Source organism: Pseudomonas sp. 43A (assembly GCF_013363935.1).
GTDB lineage: Bacteria > Pseudomonadota > Gammaproteobacteria > Pseudomonadales > Pseudomonadaceae > Aquipseudomonas > Aquipseudomonas crudilactis.
In genome coordinates this window covers 4,259,758-4,282,009 of the sequence record NZ_CP054880.1, presented here as the reverse complement: position 1 = coordinate 4,282,009, position 22,252 = coordinate 4,259,758, and the positions used below count along the sequence as shown (strand labels likewise).

Here is a 22,252-nt window from a genome sequence, read left to right as displayed (position 1 = left end):
GAGAGGGGGCCAACCGCGGTGTCTTGCGAGTTACATCGACCTGAAAGATTGTGTCGATTATGGATTCACTGATGCACGTTCAGGTCGGCGTAGATCTTCAATATCCCCGAATCAGTTCCCTCTCCCTCCGGGAGAGGGCTAGGGTGAGGGGCTTTTGACTTCCATCCAAACCCCCACAAACCCTGCGGTCACAGGTAAACTCCCGCGCACTTTCCCAAGGAGTTCACATGAGTTACTACCAGCCGGGCATTCTCGCCACCCCAGTTCCTGCGCAAGCACGCCATCTGTTTTTCGCCCTTGAGTCGGTTGAAGCCCTGCCTCAGGCGATCGACAACCTGATCAATCAGGTGGACGGCAAGTCGGCGGTGGTCGGTTTCGGCGAATCCCTGGCCAAGGCCCTCAACGTGCAGATCGACGGCCTGCGCAGCTTCCCGGCCATGACTGGCGTCGGCGTCGAGAACCCGTCGACCCAACACGCATTGTGGGTCTGGCTGCACGGCGTCGACCGTGGTGAACTGCTCAACCGCTGCAACGCCCTCGAAGCCGCACTGGCCCCGGCCCTGCGCTTGGTAGAAATGCAGGAAGCCTTCCGCCACAAGGACGGCCACGACCTCACCGGCTACGAAGACGGTACAGAAAACCCGCACGACGAAGCCGCCATCGCTGCCGCTCTGCAAAGTACAGGCACTGACGGCATGGTCGGTGGCAGCTTCGCCGCAATCCAGCAATGGCAGCACGACCTCAAGGGTTTCCACAAACTGTCCGCCGACGACAAAGACAACATCATGGGCCGTCGCCTCAGCGACAACGAAGAGATCGACGATGCGCCAGTCTCCGCCCACGTCAAACGCACCGCGCAGGAAAGCTTCGCGCCGGAAGCGTTTGTCGTGCGCCGCTCGATGCCGTGGATCGAAGGTGATCGTGCGGGCCTGATGTTCCTCGCTTTCGGTTTCTCGCTGGATGCCTTCGAAGCACAACTGCGGCGCATGAGCGGTCTGGAAGACGGCATCACCGATGGTCTGTATCGCATCAGCCGACCGATCACCGGCGGCTACTACTGGTGCCCGCCGCTGAAGGACGGTCACCTCGATTTGCGCGCTTTGCGCATTGGCTGATCTTGAAAAAAGGGACTGATAAATGAACGTGGTGCGCTGGGGTATGATCGGTTGCGGTGATGTCACTGAACGCAAGAGCGGGCCGGCCTTCTACAAGGTGCCCGGTTCGGCCTTGGTGGCGGTGATGGGCCGACGGCTTGAGGCGGTGACTGACTACGCCGCGCGCCATGGCATCGACCGGGTTTACACCGATGTCGATGCGCTGATCAACGATCCCGAGGTGGACGCGGTGTACATCGCCACGCCACCCGACAGCCACCACGCCTACAGCCTGAAAGTCGCCGCTGCCGGCAAACATTGCTGCGTGGAAAAACCCATGGCGCTGAATGCCGGGCAAAGCGGTGAAATGCAGCAGGCGTTTGCCGAGGCGGGTTTGCACCTGTTCGTGGCCTATTACCGCCGTTCGTTGCCGCGTTTTGCGCAGGTGCGGCAATGGCTGGAGCAGGGGCGCATCGGTGACGTGCGACACTTGAACTGGACGCTGACCAAGGCACCTTCGCCAGCGGATCTGGACGGTCGCGACAATTGGCGCACCGATCCTGCGGTGGCCGGTGGCGGGTACTTTGCCGATCTGGCCAGCCATGGGTTTGACCTGTTCCAGTATTTGCTCGGCGACATTGTCGACATCGCCGGTTTCACCGCGCGTCAGGCCGGGTTGTATGCGGCAGAAGACGCGGTCAGCGCCAGTTGGCGGTTCGCCTCCGGGGCGTTGGGTATGGGCTGCTGGAGCTTTGTCGCGGATCGGCGCGAGGATCGGGTAGAGATCATCGGCAGTGACGGGCGGATCAGTTTTTCGGTGTTTGATGAGCATCCCGTGCAGTTGCATGCCGATGAAAGTATCAGCCTGGAAATCCCGCATCACGAACACATTCAGTGGCATCACGTCCTCGGCATGAATGCGCATATTCGCGGTGATTCACAACACCCCGCAGTCGCCGAACAAGCCCTCAAGACCGACTGGGTCATGGATCAAATCCTCAAACGTCACTGATCCTCCATGCGTACACCGTCCCCTGTGGGAGCGAGCTTGCTCGCGAAAGCGTCCTGTCAGTCAATAATTTGGTGACTGATACACCGCCTTCGCGAGCAAGCTCGCTCCCACAGGAAATCGCGTGTGTCCTGCATCTAAGGTTATGCCCATTCGGTATTTCTCAACCTTGTCATAACAACCCTAAGATCACGTCATAACTCGTTATGACAAGTGATCCCGTGATGACCGATAACGTTCTCTCCCTCAGCAGCGTCCCGCTGCACACCCAACTGCGCGACGTCCTCCGTGCGCGCATCCTCGACGGCGAATACCCGCAAGACAGCCAGATGCCCTCCGAAAGCGAACTAGGTGCCTTGTTCAAAGTCAGCCGCATCACCGTGCGCCAAGCCTTGGGCGACCTGCAAAAGGAAGGGCTGATCTTCAAGATCCACGGCAAAGGCACCTTCGTCGCCAAACCGAAAACCTTTCAGAACGTCAGCAGCCTGCAAGGCCTCGCCGAGTCGATGACCGGGCGCGGTTACGAGGTGATCAACCGCCTGCGCAGCTTCAAATTCATCCCGGCTGACAAACGCGTCGCCGAGCGTTTGCAAGTCGTCGAAGGCGAGATCGTCGCGCAGATCAAACGCGTACGGCTGATCAATCGTGAGCCGATCTCGCTGGAAATCACCTACCTGCCCAAAGCCGTCGGCGAGCGCCTGGAGAAGGCCGATCTGGTCACCCGCGACATCTTCCTGATCCTCGAAAACGACTGCGGCATCGCCCTCGGTCACGCCGATCTGGCCATCGACGCGGTGCTGGCTGACAGCGACCTGACCCAGGCGCTGAACGTCGAGGCCGGTTCGCCGATCATGCGCATCGAGCGTCTGACCCACGACGCACAAGGCCAGCCGCTGGACTTCGAACACCTTTACTACCGTGGCGATGCGTTCCAGTACCGCCTGCGGATCGACCGGCAAAAAGGGGAGCAGGCATGACCCGCAACGTTCTCGAACAGGAATACGACATCGTCGTCATCGGCGGTGGCACCGCCGGCCCGATGGCCGCAATCAAGGCCAAGGAAAACAACCGCGACTTGCGCGTGTTGCTGGTCGACAAGGCCAACGTCAAACGCAGCGGCGCGATCAGCATGGGCATGGACGGCCTGAACAACGCGATCATCCCCGGCCACTCGACACCGGAGCAGTACACCAAGGAAATCACCATCGCCAACGACGGCATCGTCAATCAGGCCGCTGTCTATGCCTACGCGACGCACAGCTTCGAAACCATCGAACAACTTGATCGCTGGGGCGTGAAGTTCGAGAAGGACGAAACCGGCGATTATGCGGTGAAAAAAGTCCACCACATGGGCGCCTACGTGCTGCCGATGCCGGAAGGGCACGACATCAAAAAGGTCCTTTATCGCCAGTTGAAACGTGCGCGGGTGAGCATCACCAATCGCCTCGTGTGCACGCGGTTGCTGACTGACGAGGAGGGCACCGTCAACGGTGTGATGGGCTTCGACTGCCGCACCGCCGATTTCCATGTGATCAAGGCCAAAGCGGTGATCCTCGCGTGTGGCGCTGCCGGTCGCCTCGGCTTGCCATCCTCCGGCTACCTGATGGGCACCTACGAAAACCCGACCAATGCCGGCGACGGCTACGCGATGGCCTATCACGCCGGCGCCGAACTGGCGAATCTCGAGTGCTTCCAGATCAACCCGCTGATCAAGGATTACAACGGCCCGGCCTGCGCCTACGTCACCGGCCCGCTGGGTGGTTACACCGCGAACAACAAGGGCGAACGCTTCATCGAGTGCGACTACTGGAGCGGGCAGATGATGTGGGAGTTTCATCAAGAGCTGGAGAGCGGCAACGGCCCGGTGTTCCTCAAACTCGATCACCTGGCGGAAGAAACCATCCAGAACATCGAGGAGATTCTGCACAGTAATGAACGCCCGAGCCGTGGTCAGTTCCACGCCAATCGCGGCACCGATTACCGCACGCAAATGGTCGAAATGCACATCTCTGAAATCGGCTTTTGCAGCGGTCACTCGGCGTCTGGCGTTTGGGTCAACGAGCGTGCCGAGACCTCGGTGAAAGGTTTGTACTCGGCGGGCGACATGGCCGCCGTGCCGCATAACTACATGCTTGGCGCGTTCACCTATGGCTGGTTTGCCGGGCACAACGCCGCCGATTTTGTCGCCGGGCGCGAGTTTACCGCGCTGGATGCCGAGCAGATCGAAAAGGAAAAGGCCCGCGTCTACGCACCGCTGGATCGTGAACACGGTCTGCCGCCGGCACAGGTCGAATACAAGCTGCGGCGCTTCGTCAACGATTACCTGCAACCGCCGAAAGTCACCAAGAAGATGCAGATCGGCCTGCAACGCTTCAGCGACATCGAACGCGATCTCGAGCAGATGAAAGCCAACAACGCTCACGAATTGATGCGCGCGATGGAAACCAGCGTGATTCGCGACTGCGCCGAAATGGCCGCTCGCGCCTCGTTGTTCCGCGCCGAAAGCCGCTGGGGCCTGTACCACTATCGCGTTGATCACCCGCAGCGCAACGACAGCGAATGGTTCTGCCATTGCCATCTGAAGAAGGGCGATGACGGCCAGATGACCAGTTTCAAGAAAGCCGTCGAGCCTTACATCATCCCGCTCGATGCTGAAGAAATGCAGGCCTACGACCGCTTGCGGGTCGGCGCTTTCGCCGCTTGATACATCAATAAATCAAAGAGTCCGAACCATGGCCTATCAAGCTCAGGAAATTTTCTTCCGCTCCAACGCCCCCGTCACCGTCGACGAGGACAAATGCATCGCCGAAAAGGGCTGCACCGTGTGTGTCGACGTTTGCCCGATGGATTTGCTGGCGATCAACCCGGCAACGCAGAAGGCCTACATGGCGTTCGACGAATGCTGGTACTGCATGCCGTGCGAGAAGGACTGCCCGACCGGCGCCGTCAAAGTCGACATCCCCTATCTCCTGCGTTGAAACGCTTTCCTCTGTAGGAGTGAGCCTGCTCGCGATAGCGGTGGGTCATTGCGCAATGATGTCGACTGATACTCCGCTTTCGCGAGCAAGCTCGCTCCCCACAGTGGATCGAGTTACTGCACAAATTGAATACGCCAGAAATCCTGTGGGAGCGAGCTTGCTCGCGAAGAGGCCAGCCCAGACACCCCAAAGCCATCCGGAAACCCCGGACGCTGGATTCACCGAAACCCCTCGTTTCCCACCGCGCCCTGATCGCGGCGGAGACGAACTCAAATAAATGATTCGAGGGGAAACACTCATGTTGCGTGCAGCAATCGCCGGTCTGGTACTGGCTTCGTTCACCTTGTCGGCCTCGGCCGAAACCATCCGCATCGCCATCGGCACCCAGGACACCACCATCAACTGCGCCGCCGGCGGCTTGTTGATTCGTGAACTCGGTCTGCTCGACAAATACCTGCCCCACGACGGCGCCTACAAAGACGCGAAGTACGACGTGCAGTGGAAGAACTTCACCAGCGGCGCGCCACTGACCAACGAGATGGTCGCCGGCAAACTCGACTTCGGCGCCATGGCCGATTTCCCCGGTGCATTCAACGGTGTCGCGTTTGAAACCGCCGGCAAGCACAGCCTGTTTATCAGCGTGTTGTCGGGCAGCATCAAGGGCAGCGGCAACGGTATTGTCGTGCCGAGCGCGTCCCCTGTGCAGTCGCTCAGCGAGCTCAAGGGCAAGACCATTTCCGTGCCGTTCGCTTCGACGGCCCACGGCATGTTGCTGCGTGCCGTGGCGGCGCAGGGCTGGGATCCGCTGAAAGATGTCAACATCATCGCCCAGCCGCCGGAGGTCGCCGGCTCGGCGCTGCAAGCCGGCAAGATCGACGCCCACGCCGATTTTGTGCCGTTCGCCGAACTGTTCCCGAGCCGGGGTTTCGCCCGCAAGATCTACGACGGTGCTCAGGCCAATGCGCCGACGTTCCATGGTGCGCTGGTGGATCAGGCGTATGCGAAGAAGTACCCGGAGATCGTCGTCGCGTACCTGCGCGCCAGCATCGAGGCCAATCAACTGCTCGCCGCCGAGCCTGAGAAGTACAGCGAACTGATCGCCAAAGTCACCGGTGTCGATGCTGAGGTGAATTACCTGTTCCACGGCCCGCTCGGCGTGCAGACCCGCGACCTGAGCTGGAAGCTGGAATATCGCCAGGCAGTCGGCACGGCTATCGATACGTTGAAGTTGCTGAAGAAGGCTGATCGCGGGCTCGATCTGAATACGTTTATTGACGATCAGTACATCCGTGCGGCGTTCAAGGCGTCAGGTCTGGATTACACCGCGCAATTGGCCAATTACGCGCAGACACCGTTGCAGGCTACGGATGCGGCGACGGGTAAGGCAATTACAGACTTCAGCCATGTTGCGGAAATTTGGGTGCGTGGCGAGGGCAAGGTGCGGCAGTACGCGTCAGCGGAAGAGGCGTTCACTACGTTGGCGGCTTTGAAGCAGGAAGGCAAAAACATTCGGGCGGTATATGCGCAGGCCAGTGACAGCGGGAACAAGTTGCTGGCGGAGCAGGCGTGGTTTGCCAGTGATGCCAAGGGACGCCTGAGTGCGTTTTTGCTTAAGGGTCAGGCTCAGCAATTTGCCTCGGCGCAGGGCGGCAAGGTTTTTGACTTCACCGATGCCACGACCCAAGCCGTCGCGGCTCGCTAGTTGAAGATCAACAGCCCCTCACCCTAGCCCTCTCCCAGAGGGAGAGGGGACTGACCGCGGTCTTTGGACTAGCTACGCCGACCTGAAATACCGAGCCGAACGCAGGTTTTGAAAAGCACGAAGATCGGCTCCCTTTCTGGCCGAACTCAGGTTTGCAAGCAACGAAGATCGGCTCCCTTTCCCCCTCGCCCCCTTGGGGGGAGAGGGCTGGGGTGAGGGGGGTAAATCTCAGCCACAACACAGATCCAGAACTGGAAACCCGCTCCATGAAAACACCCATCCGCTGGACATCAAGAGTCACATCCTTGCTGCTCTGCCTGCTGTTCTGGCAACTCGCCGCCGGCCACCACTGGAACCTCGGCCTCGTCACCTTCGCCAACGTGCCGACACCTATCGCGGTGATCGAAGCAGCATTGGGCCTCGGCGACTCCGGCAAGCTCCTGCAACATCTGACCGCCAGCCTCAGCCGCGTCTTCGCCGGCTACCTCGCTGCGCTAGTCATCGGCATCGCCCTCGGTCTGGCCATCGGCCGCTCGAAATGGGCCGAAGACCTGCTGCTGCCACCGCTCGAAGTCCTGCGCCCAATCCCCGCCGTGGCCTGGATTCCACTGGCGATCCTGATGTTCCCGTCCTCGGAACTGTCGATGGTTTTCATCACCTTCACCGGCGCGCTGTTCCCGATCCTGCTCAACACCGTGCACGGCGTCGAAGGCGTCGACCCGCGCCTGATCGCCTCAGCGAAAAGTCTCGGGGCAGGGCGCCGCGCGATCCTGCTCGAAGTGATCCTGCCCGGCGCCGCACCCAGCATCATCACCGGCCTGGCGATCGGCATGGGCACTTCGTGGTTCTGTCTGGTGACGGCGGAAATGATCTCCGGCCAGTTCGGCATCGGTTACTACACCTGGGAGTCCTACACGATTCAGAACTACGCCGACATCGTCGTTGGCATGCTGCTGATCGGCGTATTGGGCATGGGCAGCAGTCTGCTAATCAAACGTCTGGGCGGATTGTTCACGCCCTGGCATCGACCGCGAGGAAAAGCCTGATGAGCGTGATGCAAACCCCGGAAGGGCGGATCGACATCCGCCAACTGTCCATCGTCCTCGGCCACGGTCGTGAAGCGTTCGAAGCGGTGCGCGAACTCGATTGTCAGATCGAACCCGGCCAGTTCGTCTGCATTCTCGGCCCGTCCGGTTGCGGCAAGTCGACCTTGCTCGGTGCGCTGGCCGGGCATCTGAGTGCGCATGCCGGCAGCCTGAAAGTCGATGGCGGCGAAGTATCCGGGCCGTCACCGCAGCGCGGCATGGTGTTCCAGCATCACACGCTGTTTCCGTGGCGCACGGTGCGTGACAACGTTGCCTTCGGCCTGAAAATGCGCGGCGTCGGCAAGGCTGAGCGCCACCGCGCCGCTGACGAGATTCTCCAACTGGTCGGCCTCGAAGGTTTCGCCGAACGCTGGCCCGACCAGCTTTCCGGTGGCATGCAGCAACGCGTGGAAATCGCCCGAGTGCTGGTCAATCGTCCGCGCCTGTTATTGATGGACGAGCCGTTCGGCGCACTGGATGCGTTGACCCGCTTGAACATGCAGGAACTGCTGCTGGACATCTGGACGCGGATCCGCACCACCGTTGTCTTCGTCACTCACGACATCGATGAGGCGCTGTTTCTCGCCGACCGCTTGCTGGTGATGAGTGCGCGGCCGGGGCGAATCATCGAAGACTTGCGTCTGGATTTCACCCGGCCACGCACCAGTGAACTGGTCACCAGTCCTGAATTCTCGCGCCTCAAACGCCACTGCCTCGACCTGCTGCGCCACGACAACGACCGACCGCTGCCGCGCCTCAATCCGCTCGGCCTGCCTCCTGAAAACCCTTTGCCGCGATTTGCCCTATGACCTCTATTTTTGCTGTGACCGATAACGATGAAATCCTCGCCCTGCAACCGCGCCTGACTGCTGAAGATGCGGGTGTGCGGCGTATTGCGCTGATCGATCTGGCGGATCTCGAAGAGCCGGATGGCTTGCTCTGGCTGGTCGATCGCCTCGGCCAGGATCCTGCTGAAGAAGTTCGCGCTGAAGCCGCGAGGTTGCTGGAGGCCTGGGAAGATGCTGAGGTCGTGCAGGCCTTGTGCGAGGCGCTGACTGATCCGTCGCCCGCCGTGCAATCCGCCGCTGCACAAAGCCTGAGTCTGCTCAAGACTGAAGCAGCGGGGCGGGTGATTCTGCCGTGGACCGATCACGCCGACGTCAGCGTGCGCATCGCCGCATTCCGGGCCTTGCGTGAGTTGCGTTTCGCCGATGTTGCGCCGGCGGCGGTCGCTGCGCTGAACGATGCCGACGCCAGCGTTCGTCGTGAAGCCGTGGGCGTGCTCGGCTGGCTCAAGCAACTCGACGCTTTGCCCGCCCTGGCACGATTGGCCAGCGCTGACCCGGACACCGAGGTCCGCCGTGCTGCGACTGGCGCTTTGGGCCTGGCCTCCAGCGCCGAAGTGTTGCCAGCCCTGCGCCAGGCCTTGCAGGACGAAGCCTGGCAAGTACGCGAAGAAGCCGCGACAACCCTGGGCAAGGTCGGCCACATTGATGCTGGCACCGCGCTGGTTGAAGCCTTGTGCGACGACTACTGGCAAGTGCGCCTGCGCGCCACTCGCAGCCTTGGTCGTTTGCAATTTGCCCCGGCACTGGACGCGCTGATCGACACCCTCGGCCATCGCATCAGCAACCTGCGCAAAGAGGCCGCGCTGGCCTTGGGCGAACTGAATGATCGCGGCGCCGTGGCGGCCTTGCAAGCTGCGCAGGACGACGGCGACCCGGAAGTGCGCAAAGCCGTGCGCATTGCCTTGAGTCAGTTGCAATGAACCCGCTGTCAGTCGGTAACTCGCAGAGTGAAGGGACGCTACGATTGAGCTGGCCGGACGGCCGCGAACAACAGCTCAACCACGCCGAACTGCGCCGTCAGTGCCCATGCTCGCAATGCCGCGCGTTTCGCCTGAAAGGCCTGACGCCGATGGTAGATGACCGCGTACGCTTGATCGAACTCAACCCGCAGGGCTATGGCGTGCAACTGGTCTTCAGCGACGGCCACCAGCGCGGCATCTACCCGTGGGCCTATCTGGCAAACCTCATCCCCTGATTCACCACATCCCCCTGTAGGAGTGAGCCTGCTCGCGATCGCGGTGTGTCATTTAACAATGATGTTGGCTGATCCACCGCTATCGCGAGCAGGCTCACTCCTACAAGGGATCTGCGCAGTATCCAGGTTATTGCGCAGCCGTCATCGAAGGCCGGCAGCCATGAAAAATATCCAGCCCCGGCTGATACACCGAGGTCTTCACCTCAAACAACCCCAGCACCGAATGAAACAGGTTGTCATGGCTCAAATCCGTCTGCCCGGTTTTGCCTTGCAGACAACCGCGATCAATCCCTTCGCTGGCGAGCGTGCCATTGCCGAACCACATCACCATCGGCACATGGGTCTGCGCTTCAGGTGCCAGCGCATAGGGCGCCGCATGCAGATACAGGCCATTCTCGCCTAGCGACTCGCCATGATCGGAGACATACACCATCGAGGTGTCCAGCGAATCCTGATTGTGTTTGAGCAGCTCGATGACCTTGGCGAGGAAATGGTCGGTGTAGAGAATCGTGTTGTCGTACACGTTGACCAGTTCATCGCGGCTGCAACTGCCCAACTGGTTGGTGTGGCAGATCGGTTTGAAGCGCTCCATGTCTTTCGGGTAGCGTTCGTAGTACTCGGGGCCGTGGCTGCCGTCCGCATGCAGGACAATGATTGCATGGCCCTTGAGGCTGTCGATGTAGCTTTGCAGATCGGCCAGCAGCGCCTCGTCGAGGCAGTTGTTGCCATCGCAGAACGGCCCCGGCTGATTCTTTGAAATATCGCGATGCGGCACGCGCAGGCAGGTGCCTTTGCAGTCACTGTTATTGTCCAGCCACAGCACTTGCACGCCGGCACGCTGGAGGATGTCGAGCAGGCCCTCGTAGGTTTTGCCTTTCTTGTCGCTGTAATCCTCACGCGGGAACATCGAGAACATGCACGGCACCGAGACCGCCGTCGACGTACCGCAGGAATGCACCTGGGTGAAATTGAGGATGTCGAGTTTGCTCAGTTCGGGGTTGGTCTCGCGCGCATAGCCGTTCAGCGAAAAGTGATCGGCGCGGGCGGTTTCACCGACCACAAACACCATCAGCGATTTCTTCTCGCGGCTCGCAGCCTTGGCGCTCATCACCGCGTCTTCGCCGATGGCCTGCACCACGAAATGCTTTTTGATGCCCAGGCGTTGTTTGGTGTATTTGCTGATCGCGTAGATGTAGTTGGTCGGGTTGATGAAGTGGGTGAGCTTGTCTTCTTCGCGAAAGATCGGCGCGTAGGTCGAATAGAACGCGCCCACCGATGCGGCGATCACCAGCACACAGGCAATGATCACCAGCACCTTATTGAGCAAGCCGCGAAAGAACGGCCGATAACTCACTGGCCAACGCCAGATCAGCGCTGCTGGCAGTACGCCGAGCAACAGCAGGTAAGCCAGCAGCTTGCCGTTGAACAGCGCGGTGGCTTCGGCAGGGTTGGTTTCGAAGACATTCTGGATCATCACCGTGTCGATGGTAATGCCGTATTCGTTCATGAAATACGCGGCGCAGGCCGAGAGCAGGGCGACCACGGTGAGTGCCGGTTTCAGTGTCCAGCGAAACGACACCAGGGTCAGCAGCAGGGTGATCGCGGCCCACAAAAACAGCGCAAACGAGGCGAAAAACGCCAGTTTGTGCGCGCCTTGCAGGGTGATCAGCGTACCCAGCGCCTTCCAGGTCGCCAGGTTGTACAACGCCACCAGCGCCAGGGAAAACAGCAGCACCAGTCGGGTAGGAGTGATGGACGGTAAACGCAGTCCGTTGCCCAAAGCCATGTCAAACATCCCTCTACATGAAGAGAAAAACCACGCGGTTGCGCGGGTAACTGTAGAAGAACATTAGTAAAAAAATCGTAAACATCCTGTAACAACTACCGAATTCAAAGCAAATCCTTGTAGGCCTTCGCCTGCTCGCGATAGCGGTGTGTCAGGTGTCGATGTGTTGTCTGACACACCGCTATCGCGAGCAGGCGAAGGCCTACAATGGATCTCGGTGGGGTCAGAAAGATTTGCTGACGCTGGCGACGAGGGTGGCGGTGCAGACGTCCTTGAAACCCCAGTTACTCAGGCACTGGCTCTGTGAAAGATCGGTATCGATATAGCTCAACCCCAACACCACGCCGGCCAGATTGTGGGTGAGTTTGACCTCCCATTCCCGATAACTGTCCTCCGCCTGCCCGGACGCCGAGTACAAATGCGGATCCTTGAAATCCATATTGCCGTAGCGCAACTTCAATCCTGAGTCGTACGGCAGTTCAGTTTCATAACCGATGTAGCTGTACAGCGAACTCTGCTTGCTATCGATCCCCGGCGCATCGCTGGAGTAGTACGCCGCCAGCTTCACCCCATAAACCCCGAGAATCCCGTAAACCTCGCTCTGGTTGAACTGGCTTTCCTTGGGGTAGGCGTACTTGATGTAGCCCAGATCGAGGCTGACATCCTCGGTCGCCTGCCACAGCCAACCGCCGTAGTAATCGACTTCCTGACGGGTTTTCAGGCCACCGCCGAAATCGACGTTGGAACTCCACGCGCCGAGGTACAGACCGCTGCTGTGAGCGAAGGTCAGGCCGGCCTGCACGGCAGGGTCGTTTTGCGTTTGCGAGATGCCGCGAGTGCGGTAATCGCTGGCCAGGGTCAGGTCGACCAACAGCGCAAAGTCATCGTTCAAGGGGATCGCAAAACTGCTCAAGGGCAGCACGCTCAAGAAACTCAGGGCGAACAGGGGCAAGGCTTTCATGTGAAGTCCCGATGTTGTGATTATTTTTGGGCAGTACGAAAACTGTGGAGGGAATGCAATCTCAGCCACCCTCACAGTCCCTGTGGGAGCGAGCTTGCTCGCGAAGGCGGTGGGTCAGTCAGTGAAGATGTTGAATGGACTGGCCTCTTCGCGAGCAAGCTCGCTCCCACAGGGTGGGATGGTTGTTGTTATTTTGCGGCGGTATAGACCTGACGGCCGCCGAACCAGGTCTGCAGAACCTGGGTGTCATGCAGGGCTTTGTTGTCGACGCTGAACACGTCGCGGTCGAGGACGATAAAGTCAGCCTGTTTGCCCGGCGTCAGCGAGCCGATCTGTTTCTCCAGGCCAATCGTCCGTGCGGCGTTGATGGTGTAGGCATAAAACATCGTGTCGCGGTCCAGACGCTCATCGGCATTGAGCACGCCCAACGGGCCAACGCGGGTGATCGCCTGCGCCATGGCGTTGAACGGATTCGGCGTCGACACCGGCCAGTCACTCGCGCCGGCAATCGTCGCGCCTTGTTTCAGCAGCGAATGCGCCGGGTACTGGTAGCGGAAGGCGAGGGCGCTGACGTAGGGCTTGATCATGTCAGTGGTGTAATCGTCGGCGCTGGCCCACAGCAGTTGCATCGAGGCGATCACGTTGAGCGGCTTGAAACGGGCGAACTCTTTCGGGTTGACCATTTGCAGGTGAGTGATCGAGTGGGTCACGCCGCTCTGCCGATCCTTGCGCGCCTGGGCGATGCCGTTCAGCGATTCACGCACCGCGCGGTCGCCGATCGCATGGATGTGCACCAGCCAGCCGCGCTGGTCGATGGCGCTGACCAGATCACCGAAATGCTGCGGATCGATCAGCAGTTCGCCCTGTTTGTGCGAGTTGCTGTAGGGGTCGATCATCGCCGCGCTTTGCGCCGGGAACTCGATCACGCCGTCGGCGAAGATCTTGATCCCGGGTAGGGTCAGGTTGGGGATGCCTTGAAATTGCTGGCGCACCTTGTCCAGCGTATCGAGGTCGGCGGGCACGCTTTTCGGGTTGGCCACCAGCAGCGCCGCGACGTGCACGCTCATGTCGCCGCTTTGCGACAGCGCTTTATAGGCCGGCAGCACGCCGACGGTTTTCTCGGTCGGTTTGAGCGCGAACACCGCTTCACCCGGTGCGGCGTTGGCGGCCGGGTCCATCCACGCGGTGATACCGAGGCTGTTGTTGTAGCGCACCGCAGATTTCGCCGCGTTCAACATGTCGGCAGGGCTTGGCACCGGCATTTTCGAGGCGACCCGGTCCCAACCGGCGTCGACCACAAAGCCGTTCGCCTCACCGTTGGCCAGTTTGCCGATGGTGTCTTTTTCTGCGTCGGGCAGGGTTTTCAGCAGCGCAGCGTCGATACCTGCGCGTTTGAGCATGACGTTGTTGGCCCACGCGGTGTGGTGGTCGCTGCCGATGAACACCACCGGCACATTGGCCCATTCGCCGCTGTTGAAGGTTTTGCCGAGTGCTTCGGCTTGCGCCCAGTAAGCCGAACTCATGCCGGCGATGCTCAGCACATCACCGTGTTTCGCTTTGCCGTTTTCGCGCCAGTCGCGCAGGCGTTTTTGCAGCTCGTCGAGGGCGACGACTTCGTCTTCCATGTTCGCCGAGACCATTTCCAGTCCGCCGAAAATCGCGTGGGAATGGCTGTCGATCAGGCCGGGCATCAACGCTTTGCCCTTGAGGTCGATGACTTTTGTGCCGGGTTCGATCAAGGCTTTGATCTGTGCGTCGGTGCCGACTTTCAGCACTTTGCCGTTCTCCACGGCCAGGGCCTGAACCTTGGGTTGCGCACGGTCAGCGGTAAAAATCTTGCCGTTGAGCAGGATCAGATCAGGTGCTGCCATGGCTTCCATCGAGGCAAAACTTACAGCGGCTACCAACAGACTCGGGATGAATCTTTTCATTGAAGATTTCCTTGTTATTGCGTCTGATGGCGAGATTAGTGGCTGGTAGCGGCTGACAGAACGCCTCCCTCACGAAAAACGTTTTTGCCTGAATGGAAAAAGCATGGACAAGTTGGGTGCATTGAAAATGTTCGTGGTCACCGCGCAGCTCGGCAGTTTCAGCCGCGCCGCCGAGCAGTTGGGCAAGACCCCGTCGGCGCTGACCAAAGCGGTCAATCACCTGGAATCGGAGCTGGGCGCACGGCTGTTCGAGCGCAGCACGCGGCGGATTTTGCTCACCGAAATCGGCCGGGTGTACCTGGAAACCGCGCGGCTGGTGTTGCAGCGGCTGGACGAGGCCGGCGAGGAAATCGAGCAGTTGCAGCACGGCTTGCGCGGCAGCCTGAAAATCACTGCGCCGCTGGCGTATGGGCGGGCGTTTCTCGATGAGGTGTGTGACGGCTTTTTGCAGCAATATCCGCAGATCAGCCTGCAAGTGGATCTGTGCGATGCGTTCGTCAATCTGCTGGAAAGTGGTTACGACCTGGCGTTGCGTGAGGGTCACGATGATTTGCCAGGGCTGATTGCGCGGGTGGTCGGCAGCAATCGTCTGGCGTTGTGCGGTAGCCCGGAATATCTGGCGCGCAAAGGCTTGCCGGTCAATCCGCAGACGCTTGAGCAGCATGAATGGCTGCTCTATCAGCATCCGTTGCTCAGCCGCGAATTCTGGTGGGCCGAGCGCGACGGGCAGCGCTTGAGCCTGACGCAACCGACGGCGCCGCGATTGCGCAGCGACAATTATGACTTGTTGCTGGCCAGTGCCCTGGCCGGGCGCGGTTTGCTGCACACGCCGCTGTGGAGCGCCGCGCCGTACATCGCCGACGGGCGACTGGTGCGGGTCATGGCTGACTATGAAATCGACCCGGACACCTTTGGTCCGCACATTCTGGCGGTGTATCCGAGCCATCGGCGGGCCACGGCCAAGGTTGTCGCCTTCATTGATTACATCGCCGCATTTCTCGCCGAACGCGGTTTGAACTGACTGGCGGCGCTTGTCAGGAAAATCCTACAGGAGTACAAATGTACTCCATGACGAACCTGACTCCCCGCCGTACCGCCATCCTGACGTTTATCCGCGATCGAATCGCCGAACACGGTCAGCCCCCAAGCCTCGCTGAAATCAGCGAGGCTTTTGGTTTTGCCTCGCGCAGCGTGGCGCGCAAGCACGTGCTCGCGCTCACTGAAGCCGGTTTTATCGAAGTCAATCCGCATCAGGCCCGGGGCATTCGCCTGCTCGGGCAGCCGCCGCGTCCGGAACTGCTCGATATCCCTGTGCTCGGCCGCGTCGCTGCCGGTGCGCCGATTGGCGCCGATGCCGACATTCATAGCCGCTTGCTGCTCGATCCGGTGCTGTTCTCGCGCACACCCGATTACATGCTGCGGGTGCAGGGCGATTCGATGATCGAGGACGGCATTCTCGACGGCGATCTGGTCGGCGTGCGACGCAATCCCGAGGCACTCAACGGCCAGATCGTCGTGGCGCGGCTCGACGGTGAAGTCACCATCAAACGCTTCGAACGGTTCGGCGATGAAGTGCGCCTGTTGCCGCGCAACCCGGCGTACCAGCCGATTGTCGTGCGCGACGATCAGGATCTGGCCATCGAAGGGGTGTTCTGCGGTCTGGTGAGGCAAGGCTGATGGGCGCCGTCGTTGCGTTGGATACGCTGTTCAATGGCGGCCAGGTCTGGAAGGGTCGGCCTGCGCCACCCGCTGCCAGTCCGCAACCGACCGGGCACGCCGCGCTGGACGCAGCATTGCCCAGCGGTGGCTGGCCGGAAGCGGCGCTGAGTGAAATCCTTTTGGCCGGCCCGGGTGTCGGCGAGCTGCAACTGGTCTGGCCAACGCTGGCGCGGTTGTCGGCGGCGGGCGAGCGCATCGTGCTGGTGGCGCCGCCGTTCGTGCCGTACCCGCAGGCGTGGGAAAACGCCGGGGTCGATCTGCGCCAGTTGTCGGTGATTCAGGCCAGCGAGCGCGATGCCTTGTGGGCGGCCGAACAGTGTTTGCGTTCCGGCAGTTGCGGCGCGGTGCTGTGCTGGCCGCACAAGGCCGATGACCGCGCGTTGCGGCGTTTGCAGGTGGCGGCGGAAACCGGCCAGACCCTGGCGTTTGCCTGGCGCCCCTTGAGCGAAGCGGTCAACCCGTCACCGGCGGCGTTACGCATTGCCATCGACGCCAAACCTGCGCAGTTGCGCGTGCTCAAGTGCCGTGGCGGTTTGGCGCGTGCGGCACCGATTGCCTTTGCCGTGGGGCATTGAGGTCGCCATGCGCTGGGTGTGTATTCTGTTTCCGCAATTGGCCCTCGACGCCGTGCTGCGTCAACGTCCCGATCCCGATGAGCCATTAGTGCTGCTCAGCGGGCCGGCCCAGCGCCGGGTGCTGCAAGCGGTCAACCCGGCGGCGCGCAAACTCGGTTTGCGCGCTGGCCAGTCGATGACCGCCGCCCAAGCGATGAGCAAAGGTTTTGCCACGGCGGATTACGAGGCGGCCGAGGTCGAGCACTGGCAGCAGTTTCTCGCTGCGTGGGCTTACCGCTTCAGTTCGCAGGTCAGCGTGCATTACCCGCGCACCGTGGTGTTCGAGATCGAATCCAGCCTGGGTCTGTTCGGTTCGTGGGCGCAGTTCGAAGCACGACTGCGCCAGGAACTGACCGACCTGGGCTTCCGCCATCGCATCGTTGCCGCACCGAATCCGGTGGCGGCGCGGGTGCTGGCCAATGCTTACGACGGGCTGGTAGTGCCGGACGGCGAGGCCTTGCAGCATCACCTCGGCCAGTTGCCCGTCGACCGCGTCGGCCTGGAACCGGCGGTGGCCACGGCGTTGTCGCGCATGGGCCTGCGCAATCTTACTCAGGTGCAGAGCCTGCCGCGTCAGGCACTGGCGCGGCGTTTCGAGGCGCAGATGCTCAAGCATCTCGACACCTTGTTTGGTGCGCGACCCTTGGCGCTGGCGTTCTACCTGCCGCCGGATCGTTTCGATGTGCGTATCGAACTGAATTTCGACGTGCAATCTCATCAGGCATTGCTGTTCCCGTTACGCCGTTTGACCGGCGATCTGTCGGCGTTCCTCTGCGGACGTGACAGCGGCGTACAGCGTTTCGACCTGCATCTGGAACACGCCGGGCTGCCGGACAGCGTGATCAAAGTCGGTTTGCTCAGCGCCGAACGTGATCCGGCGATGCTCTTCGAACTGGCGCGCGGGCGCCTGGAGCAAGTGCAGGTCGAGGCGCCCGTGCGTGGCTTTCGCCTGCGCGCCGAGGATCTGCCGAGTTTCGTCCCGCAGTTTCAGGAGCTGTTCGACGACCGTCCGCAGCAGACCTTGCCTTGGGAGCAATTGCGCGAACGCCTGCGCGCACGCTTGGGCGATGACGCCGTGCAGGGGCTGCGCTTTCAGGCCGATCATCGGCCGGAGTGCGCGTGGCAGCACGGCGTCGACAAACAACGCTGCGCAGGCTTGCCGAGTGTGCACCGTCCGGGCTGGCTGCTCGGCGAGCCGCAAAGCGTGGCGGAGGGTTCGGCGCGGATTCTCATGGGCCCGGAGCGTATCGAGTCCGGCTGGTGGGACGGTGACGATGTACGCCGCGATTACTATCTGATCCAGAACCGCGCCGGTCAGCAGGGTTGGGCTTATCGCGCGGTGGGTGAGGGCGGTCCGTTGTGGCTGCAGGGCTGGTTTGCATGAACGACGGTTATGCCGAACTGCACTGTCTGTCGAACTTCAGTTTCCAGCGCGGTGCCTCCAGTGCGCTGGAACTGTTCCAGCGCGCGAAAAAGCACGGCTATCAGGCGCTGGCGATCACCGATGAATGCACGCTGGCCGGGATCGTTCGGGCCTGGCAAGCGGCAAAATCAGTTGAGCTACCGCTGATCATTGGCAGTGAAGTGCGCATCGAAAACGGCCCGAAACTGCTGTTGCTGGTGGAGAACCTGGCGGGTTATCAGGCCTTGTGCGGTTTGATCACCCGTGCCCGACGGCGTATGCAGAAAGGCCAGTATCAGGTGTTGCGCGAGGACTTCGACGAAGCACTGCCGGGATTGCTGGTGTTGTGGGTGCCGGACTCGCTTGATCAGGTGGACGAGGGCCGTTGGCTGCGGCAGACCTTCGGCGAACGCCTGTGGCTGGCGGTGCAATTGCATCGTGGCCAGGACGATCAGCAGCGGCTGGCGGCATTGCTGAGTCTGGCCGCCGAGTTGCAGATTCCGGCCGTGGCCAGCGGCGATGTGCACATGCACGCCCGTGGCCGGCGCGCCTTGCAGGACACCATGACCGCTATCCGCCATCACGTCCCGGTGGCCGAAGCCGGGCTGCGTTTGCACCCCAATGGCGAGCGGCATTTGCGCAGCGTCGAGGTATTGCGCGAGTTGTATCCGCAGGCCTTGCTCGACGAGTCGGTGAAGCTGGCCCGGCGCTGCACCTTCGATCTGGGCGAGTTGCGTTATCAATACCCGAAAGAGCTGGTTCCCGAGGGACACAGCGCCAGTTCATGGCTAAGGCAACTGACCAAGGAAGGCATCGCCTGGCGCTGGAAAAAAGGCGCGCCCTTCAAGGTGCTGAGGCAGATCAATAAAGAGCTGAAGCTGATCGCCGAACTCGGCTACGAAAGCTACTTTCTCACCGTGCACGACGTGGTGCGCTTTGCCCGTGAGCAAAAAATCCTCTGTCAGGGCCGTGGTTCGGCAGCCAACTCGGCGGTGTGTTTTGCCCTGGGTATCACCGAGATCGACCCGGACCGCACCACGCTGCTGTTCGAACGCTTCATGTCCAAGGAACGCAACGAACCGCCGGATATCGACGTCGACTTCGAACACGAACGCCGTGAAGAAGTCCTGCAATACGTGTTCCGTCGCTATGGCCGCCGTCGCGCAGCACTGACCGCAGTGGTCAGCACCTACCACGCCGCCGGCGCGGTACGTGATGTGGCCAAGGCCTTGGGTCTGCCGCCGGATCAGATCAATGCATTGGCCGATTGCTGCGGCCACTGGAGCGATGAAACCCCGCCGGTCGCGCGTCTGCTGGAAGGTGGTTTCGACCCCGACAGCCCGGTGTTGCGCCGGGTGTTGAGCCTGACCGGGCAACTGATCGGCTTCCCCCGGCACCTGTCGCAACACCCCGGCGGCTTCGTGATTTCCGAACAGCCGCTGGACACGCTGGTGCCGGTGGAGAACGCGGCGATGGCCGAGCGCACGATCATCCAGTGGGACAAGGACGACCTCGACGCGGTCGGCCTGCTCAAGGTGGATATCCTTGCTCTCGGCATGCTCAGTGCAATCCGCCGCTGCTTCGACTTGCTGCGACGTCACCGTAATCTGGACTTGAGTCTGGCGACGATTCCGCCTGAAGACAAACCGACCTACGAGATGATCAGCCGCGCCGACACCATCGGCGTGTTTCAGATCGAATCCCGCGCACAGATGTCGATGCTGCCACGCCTGAAACCGGCGAAGTTCTACGATCTGGTGATCGAAGTGGCCATCGTCCGCCCGGGGCCGATTCAGGGCGGGATGGTCCATCCGTACCTGCGCCGCCGCAATAAAGAAGAAGAGGAAACCTATCCGTCGCCGGAGCTGGAAGTGGTGCTCAAACGCACCCTCGGCGTGCCGCTGTTTCAGGAACAGGTCATGCAGATCGCCATCGTCGCCGCCGACTACAGCCCCGGCGAGGCCGATCAGTTGCGCCGCTCGATGGCCGCGTGGAAACGCCACGGTGGCTTGGAGCCGCACAAGGAACGCCTCGCCGCCGGGATGAAGAAGAACGGCTACACACCGGAGTTCGCCGCGCAGATTTTCGAGCAGATCAAAGGCTTCGGCAGCTACGGTTTTCCCGAATCCCACGCTGCCAGTTTTGCCTTGCTGACCTACGCCAGTTGCTGGCTCAAGTGCCACGAACCGGCGGCGTTCGCCTGTGCGCTGATCAATAGCTGGCCGATGGGCTTCTACAGCCCGGACCAGATTCTCCAGGACGCACGCCGGCATCAGTTGCAGATCCGTCCGGTCGACGTGCGCGCCAGTGATTGGGATTGCAGCCTGGAAACCACCACAGCGGCGCAACCGGCGATTCGCATGGGCCTGCGGATGATCAAGGGCTTTCGCGAGGACGATGCCCGGCGCATCGAAGCGGCGCGGGCGGGCGGGGCGTTTGCCGATGTCGCCGATCTGGGCGAGCGGGCGGCGCTCGACAGTCGGGCGCAGGCGTTGCTCGCTGATTCCGGGGCGTTGCGCGGCTTGGCCGGGCATCGGCATCGGGCGCGCTGGGAAGTCGCCGGGGTGCAGAAACAGCTGGGTCTGTTTGCCGGGTTGCCGAGTCAGGAGGAGGCCGAGGTGGTGCTTCCCAAACCCAGCGTTGGCGAGGATCTGCATGCCGATTACAGCACCGTCGGCACGACGTTGGGGCCGCATCCGCTGGCGCTGTTGCGCGGTGAACTCAAGGCGCGGCGCTGTCGCAGTTCTCAGGAATTGCTCGACGTCGAACACGGCCGACCGGTGAGCGTCGCCGGGCTGGTGACGGGGCGGCAACGACCGGGCACCGCCAGCGGTGTGACCTTCGTGACCCTGGAAGACGAGTTCGGCAACGTCAACGTGGTGGTCTGGCGCGATCTGGCCGAGCGTCAGCGGCAAGTGCTGGTCGGTTCGCAGTTGCTCAAGGTGGATGGCCGCTGGGAGCGCGAAGGCGAAGTGCGCCACCTGATCGCCGGCCGCTTGAGCGACCTCAGCCCGTTGCTCAATGGTATCCGCGTGCAGAGCCGCGATTTCCACTGATCCCAGGCCAAACACAAAACCCCGGTAGGGTTTTGTGTGTACTCAAGAAAGCCAATTCACTGGCGTCAAAAAAACCTGTCACGAATGATGGCACTTTGTCATAATGCCGCCCCTTTTCAGCTCCCGCCGCGCATTGCCGCGTCGGGACATCCCCGTTTTTCAAAAGGAATATTCAGTGAGAATGATCTCCCGGATGCTGGTTTCAGGCGTCGCGATTGCTGTGCTCGGCACGATTGCCGGCACACTCGCCGGTTGCGCCACCGAAAGCTCCCGCGCGCTGCCGGTGACCAAGGTAGAAAGCGCCACACAAGTCTGGACCGGCGTTCGCGTGCCAATGGCCGTGGGCAAGTTCGACAACCGCTCCAGCTACATGCGCGGGATCTTCTCCGACGGCGTCGACCGTCTCGGCGGTCAGGCCAAGACCATCCTCATCACGCACTTGCAGCAGACCAACCGTTTCTCCGTACTGGATCGCGACAACATGGGCGAAATCCAGCAGGAAGCGGCGATCAAGGGCCAGGCCCAGCGTCTGAAAGGTGCTGATTACGTGGTCACCGGTGACGTCACCGAGTTCGGCCGCAAAGAGACCGGCGACCACCAGTTGTTCGGCATTCTCGGCCGTGGCAAGACCCAGGTCGCCTACGCCAAAGTCAACTTGAACATCGTCAATATCAGCACCTCCGAAGTGGTGTATTCGACCCAGGGCGCCGGCGAATACGCCTTGTCCAATCGCGAAATCATCGGCTTCGGCGGCACCGCTGCCTACGACTCCACCCTCAACGGCAAAGTACTGGATCTGGCCATGCGCGAGGCGATCAATCGTCTGGTCGATGGCATGAACGCCGGTGCCTGGAAACCGGGCAACTGATCGA

At 61.2% G+C, this 22,252-nt stretch carries 19 protein-coding genes; 16 read left to right on the top strand and 3 right to left on the bottom strand.

The window, feature by feature from the left end:
• The first annotated feature begins 227 nt into the window (after nucleotides 1-227).
• From HUW52_RS18665 to HUW52_RS18620, 10 genes are all read left to right on the top strand, one after another.
• Nucleotides 228-1,115: a Dyp-type peroxidase gene (locus tag HUW52_RS18665; RefSeq protein WP_175554523.1), complete on the top strand. Its 888-nt coding sequence runs from the start codon at nucleotides 228-230 to the stop codon at nucleotides 1,113-1,115.
• A 22-nt stretch (nucleotides 1,116-1,137) separates the two neighbouring features.
• Nucleotides 1,138-2,106, top strand: a complete 969-nt coding sequence (locus HUW52_RS18660) for a Gfo/Idh/MocA family protein (RefSeq protein ID WP_175554522.1) — start codon at nucleotides 1,138-1,140, stop codon at nucleotides 2,104-2,106.
• Nucleotides 2,107-2,327: 221 nt separating this feature from the next.
• Entirely contained in the window at nucleotides 2,328-3,080 is a 753-nt protein-coding gene (locus tag HUW52_RS18655; protein WP_016985288.1) for a GntR family transcriptional regulator, read from the top strand.
• Nucleotides 3,077-4,807, top strand: a complete 1,731-nt coding sequence (locus tag HUW52_RS18650; protein ID WP_175554521.1) for a fumarate reductase/succinate dehydrogenase flavoprotein subunit — start codon at nucleotides 3,077-3,079, stop codon at nucleotides 4,805-4,807. The genes HUW52_RS18655 and HUW52_RS18650 overlap by 4 nt, the downstream gene beginning before the upstream one ends.
• A gap of 28 nt (nucleotides 4,808-4,835) precedes the next feature.
• Nucleotides 4,836-5,081: a ferredoxin family protein gene (locus HUW52_RS18645; RefSeq protein ID WP_003225615.1), complete on the top strand. Its 246-nt coding sequence runs from the start codon at nucleotides 4,836-4,838 to the stop codon at nucleotides 5,079-5,081.
• 277 nt (nucleotides 5,082-5,358) lie between these two features.
• Nucleotides 5,359-6,783 (top strand): ABC transporter substrate-binding protein, encoded by a 1,425-nt coding sequence (locus HUW52_RS18640; protein ID WP_175554520.1) that lies wholly within the window; start codon nucleotides 5,359-5,361, stop codon nucleotides 6,781-6,783.
• A gap of 266 nt (nucleotides 6,784-7,049) precedes the next feature.
• Nucleotides 7,050-7,829, top strand: coding sequence for an ABC transporter permease (locus HUW52_RS18635; RefSeq protein WP_175554519.1), 780 nt, complete (start codon nucleotides 7,050-7,052; stop codon nucleotides 7,827-7,829).
• The gene (locus HUW52_RS18630; protein WP_175554518.1) at nucleotides 7,829-8,677 is read left to right on the top strand and encodes an ABC transporter ATP-binding protein; all 849 of its coding nucleotides are present in this window, start codon (nucleotides 7,829-7,831) and stop codon (nucleotides 8,675-8,677) included. The genes HUW52_RS18635 and HUW52_RS18630 overlap by 1 nt, the downstream gene beginning before the upstream one ends.
• On the top strand, nucleotides 8,674-9,636 hold the full coding sequence (locus tag HUW52_RS18625) for a HEAT repeat domain-containing protein (protein ID WP_175554517.1): 963 nt from the start codon (nucleotides 8,674-8,676) through the stop codon (nucleotides 9,634-9,636). The genes HUW52_RS18630 and HUW52_RS18625 overlap by 4 nt, the downstream gene beginning before the upstream one ends.
• Nucleotides 9,633-9,911 (top strand): DUF971 domain-containing protein, encoded by a 279-nt coding sequence (locus tag HUW52_RS18620; RefSeq protein ID WP_175554516.1) that lies wholly within the window; start codon nucleotides 9,633-9,635, stop codon nucleotides 9,909-9,911. The genes HUW52_RS18625 and HUW52_RS18620 overlap by 4 nt, the downstream gene beginning before the upstream one ends.
• 127 nt (nucleotides 9,912-10,038) lie before the next feature.
• Here the strand turns inward: HUW52_RS18620 and HUW52_RS18615 are convergent, their stop codons facing one another.
• The 3 genes from HUW52_RS18615 to HUW52_RS18605 form a co-directional block, all read right to left on the bottom strand.
• Nucleotides 10,039-11,697 carry a phosphoethanolamine transferase gene (locus HUW52_RS18615; protein WP_175554515.1) on the bottom strand — a complete coding sequence of 553 codons (1,659 nt, stop codon included), beginning with the start codon at nucleotides 11,695-11,697 and terminating at the stop codon, nucleotides 10,039-10,041.
• 223 nt (nucleotides 11,698-11,920) lie between these two features.
• Nucleotides 11,921-12,658, bottom strand: a complete 738-nt coding sequence (locus HUW52_RS18610; RefSeq protein WP_175554514.1) for a TorF family putative porin — start codon at nucleotides 12,656-12,658, stop codon at nucleotides 11,921-11,923.
• Nucleotides 12,659-12,846: 188 nt separating this feature from the next.
• Nucleotides 12,847-14,589, bottom strand: coding sequence for an amidohydrolase (locus HUW52_RS18605; protein ID WP_175554513.1), 1,743 nt, complete (start codon nucleotides 14,587-14,589; stop codon nucleotides 12,847-12,849).
• 103 nt (nucleotides 14,590-14,692) lie between these two features.
• On the opposite strand from HUW52_RS18605, the gene HUW52_RS18600 reads away from it, so the two are divergent.
• From HUW52_RS18600 to HUW52_RS18575, 6 genes are all read left to right on the top strand, one after another.
• Nucleotides 14,693-15,610: a LysR family transcriptional regulator gene (locus HUW52_RS18600; protein ID WP_175554512.1), complete on the top strand. Its 918-nt coding sequence runs from the start codon at nucleotides 14,693-14,695 to the stop codon at nucleotides 15,608-15,610.
• 38 nt (nucleotides 15,611-15,648) lie between these two features.
• Nucleotides 15,649-16,266 (top strand): transcriptional repressor LexA, encoded by a 618-nt coding sequence (lexA, locus tag HUW52_RS18595; RefSeq protein WP_175554511.1) that lies wholly within the window; start codon nucleotides 15,649-15,651, stop codon nucleotides 16,264-16,266.
• Nucleotides 16,266-16,883: a translesion DNA synthesis-associated protein ImuA gene (gene imuA, locus HUW52_RS18590; RefSeq protein WP_095121011.1), complete on the top strand. Its 618-nt coding sequence runs from the start codon at nucleotides 16,266-16,268 to the stop codon at nucleotides 16,881-16,883. The genes lexA and imuA overlap by 1 nt, the downstream gene beginning before the upstream one ends.
• Nucleotides 16,884-16,890: 7 nt before the next feature.
• Nucleotides 16,891-18,306: a DNA polymerase Y family protein gene (locus HUW52_RS18585; protein ID WP_175554510.1), complete on the top strand. Its 1,416-nt coding sequence runs from the start codon at nucleotides 16,891-16,893 to the stop codon at nucleotides 18,304-18,306.
• A complete protein-coding gene (locus HUW52_RS18580) occupies nucleotides 18,282-21,380 on the top strand; it encodes an error-prone DNA polymerase (protein WP_218586338.1) in 3,099 nt (1,032 codons plus the stop codon). The genes HUW52_RS18585 and HUW52_RS18580 overlap by 25 nt, the downstream gene beginning before the upstream one ends.
• A 181-nt stretch (nucleotides 21,381-21,561) precedes the next feature.
• Nucleotides 21,562-22,248 carry a CsgG/HfaB family protein gene (locus HUW52_RS18575; protein WP_175555707.1) on the top strand — a complete coding sequence of 229 codons (687 nt, stop codon included), beginning with the start codon at nucleotides 21,562-21,564 and terminating at the stop codon, nucleotides 22,246-22,248.
• Nucleotides 22,249-22,252 lie beyond the last annotated feature (4 nt).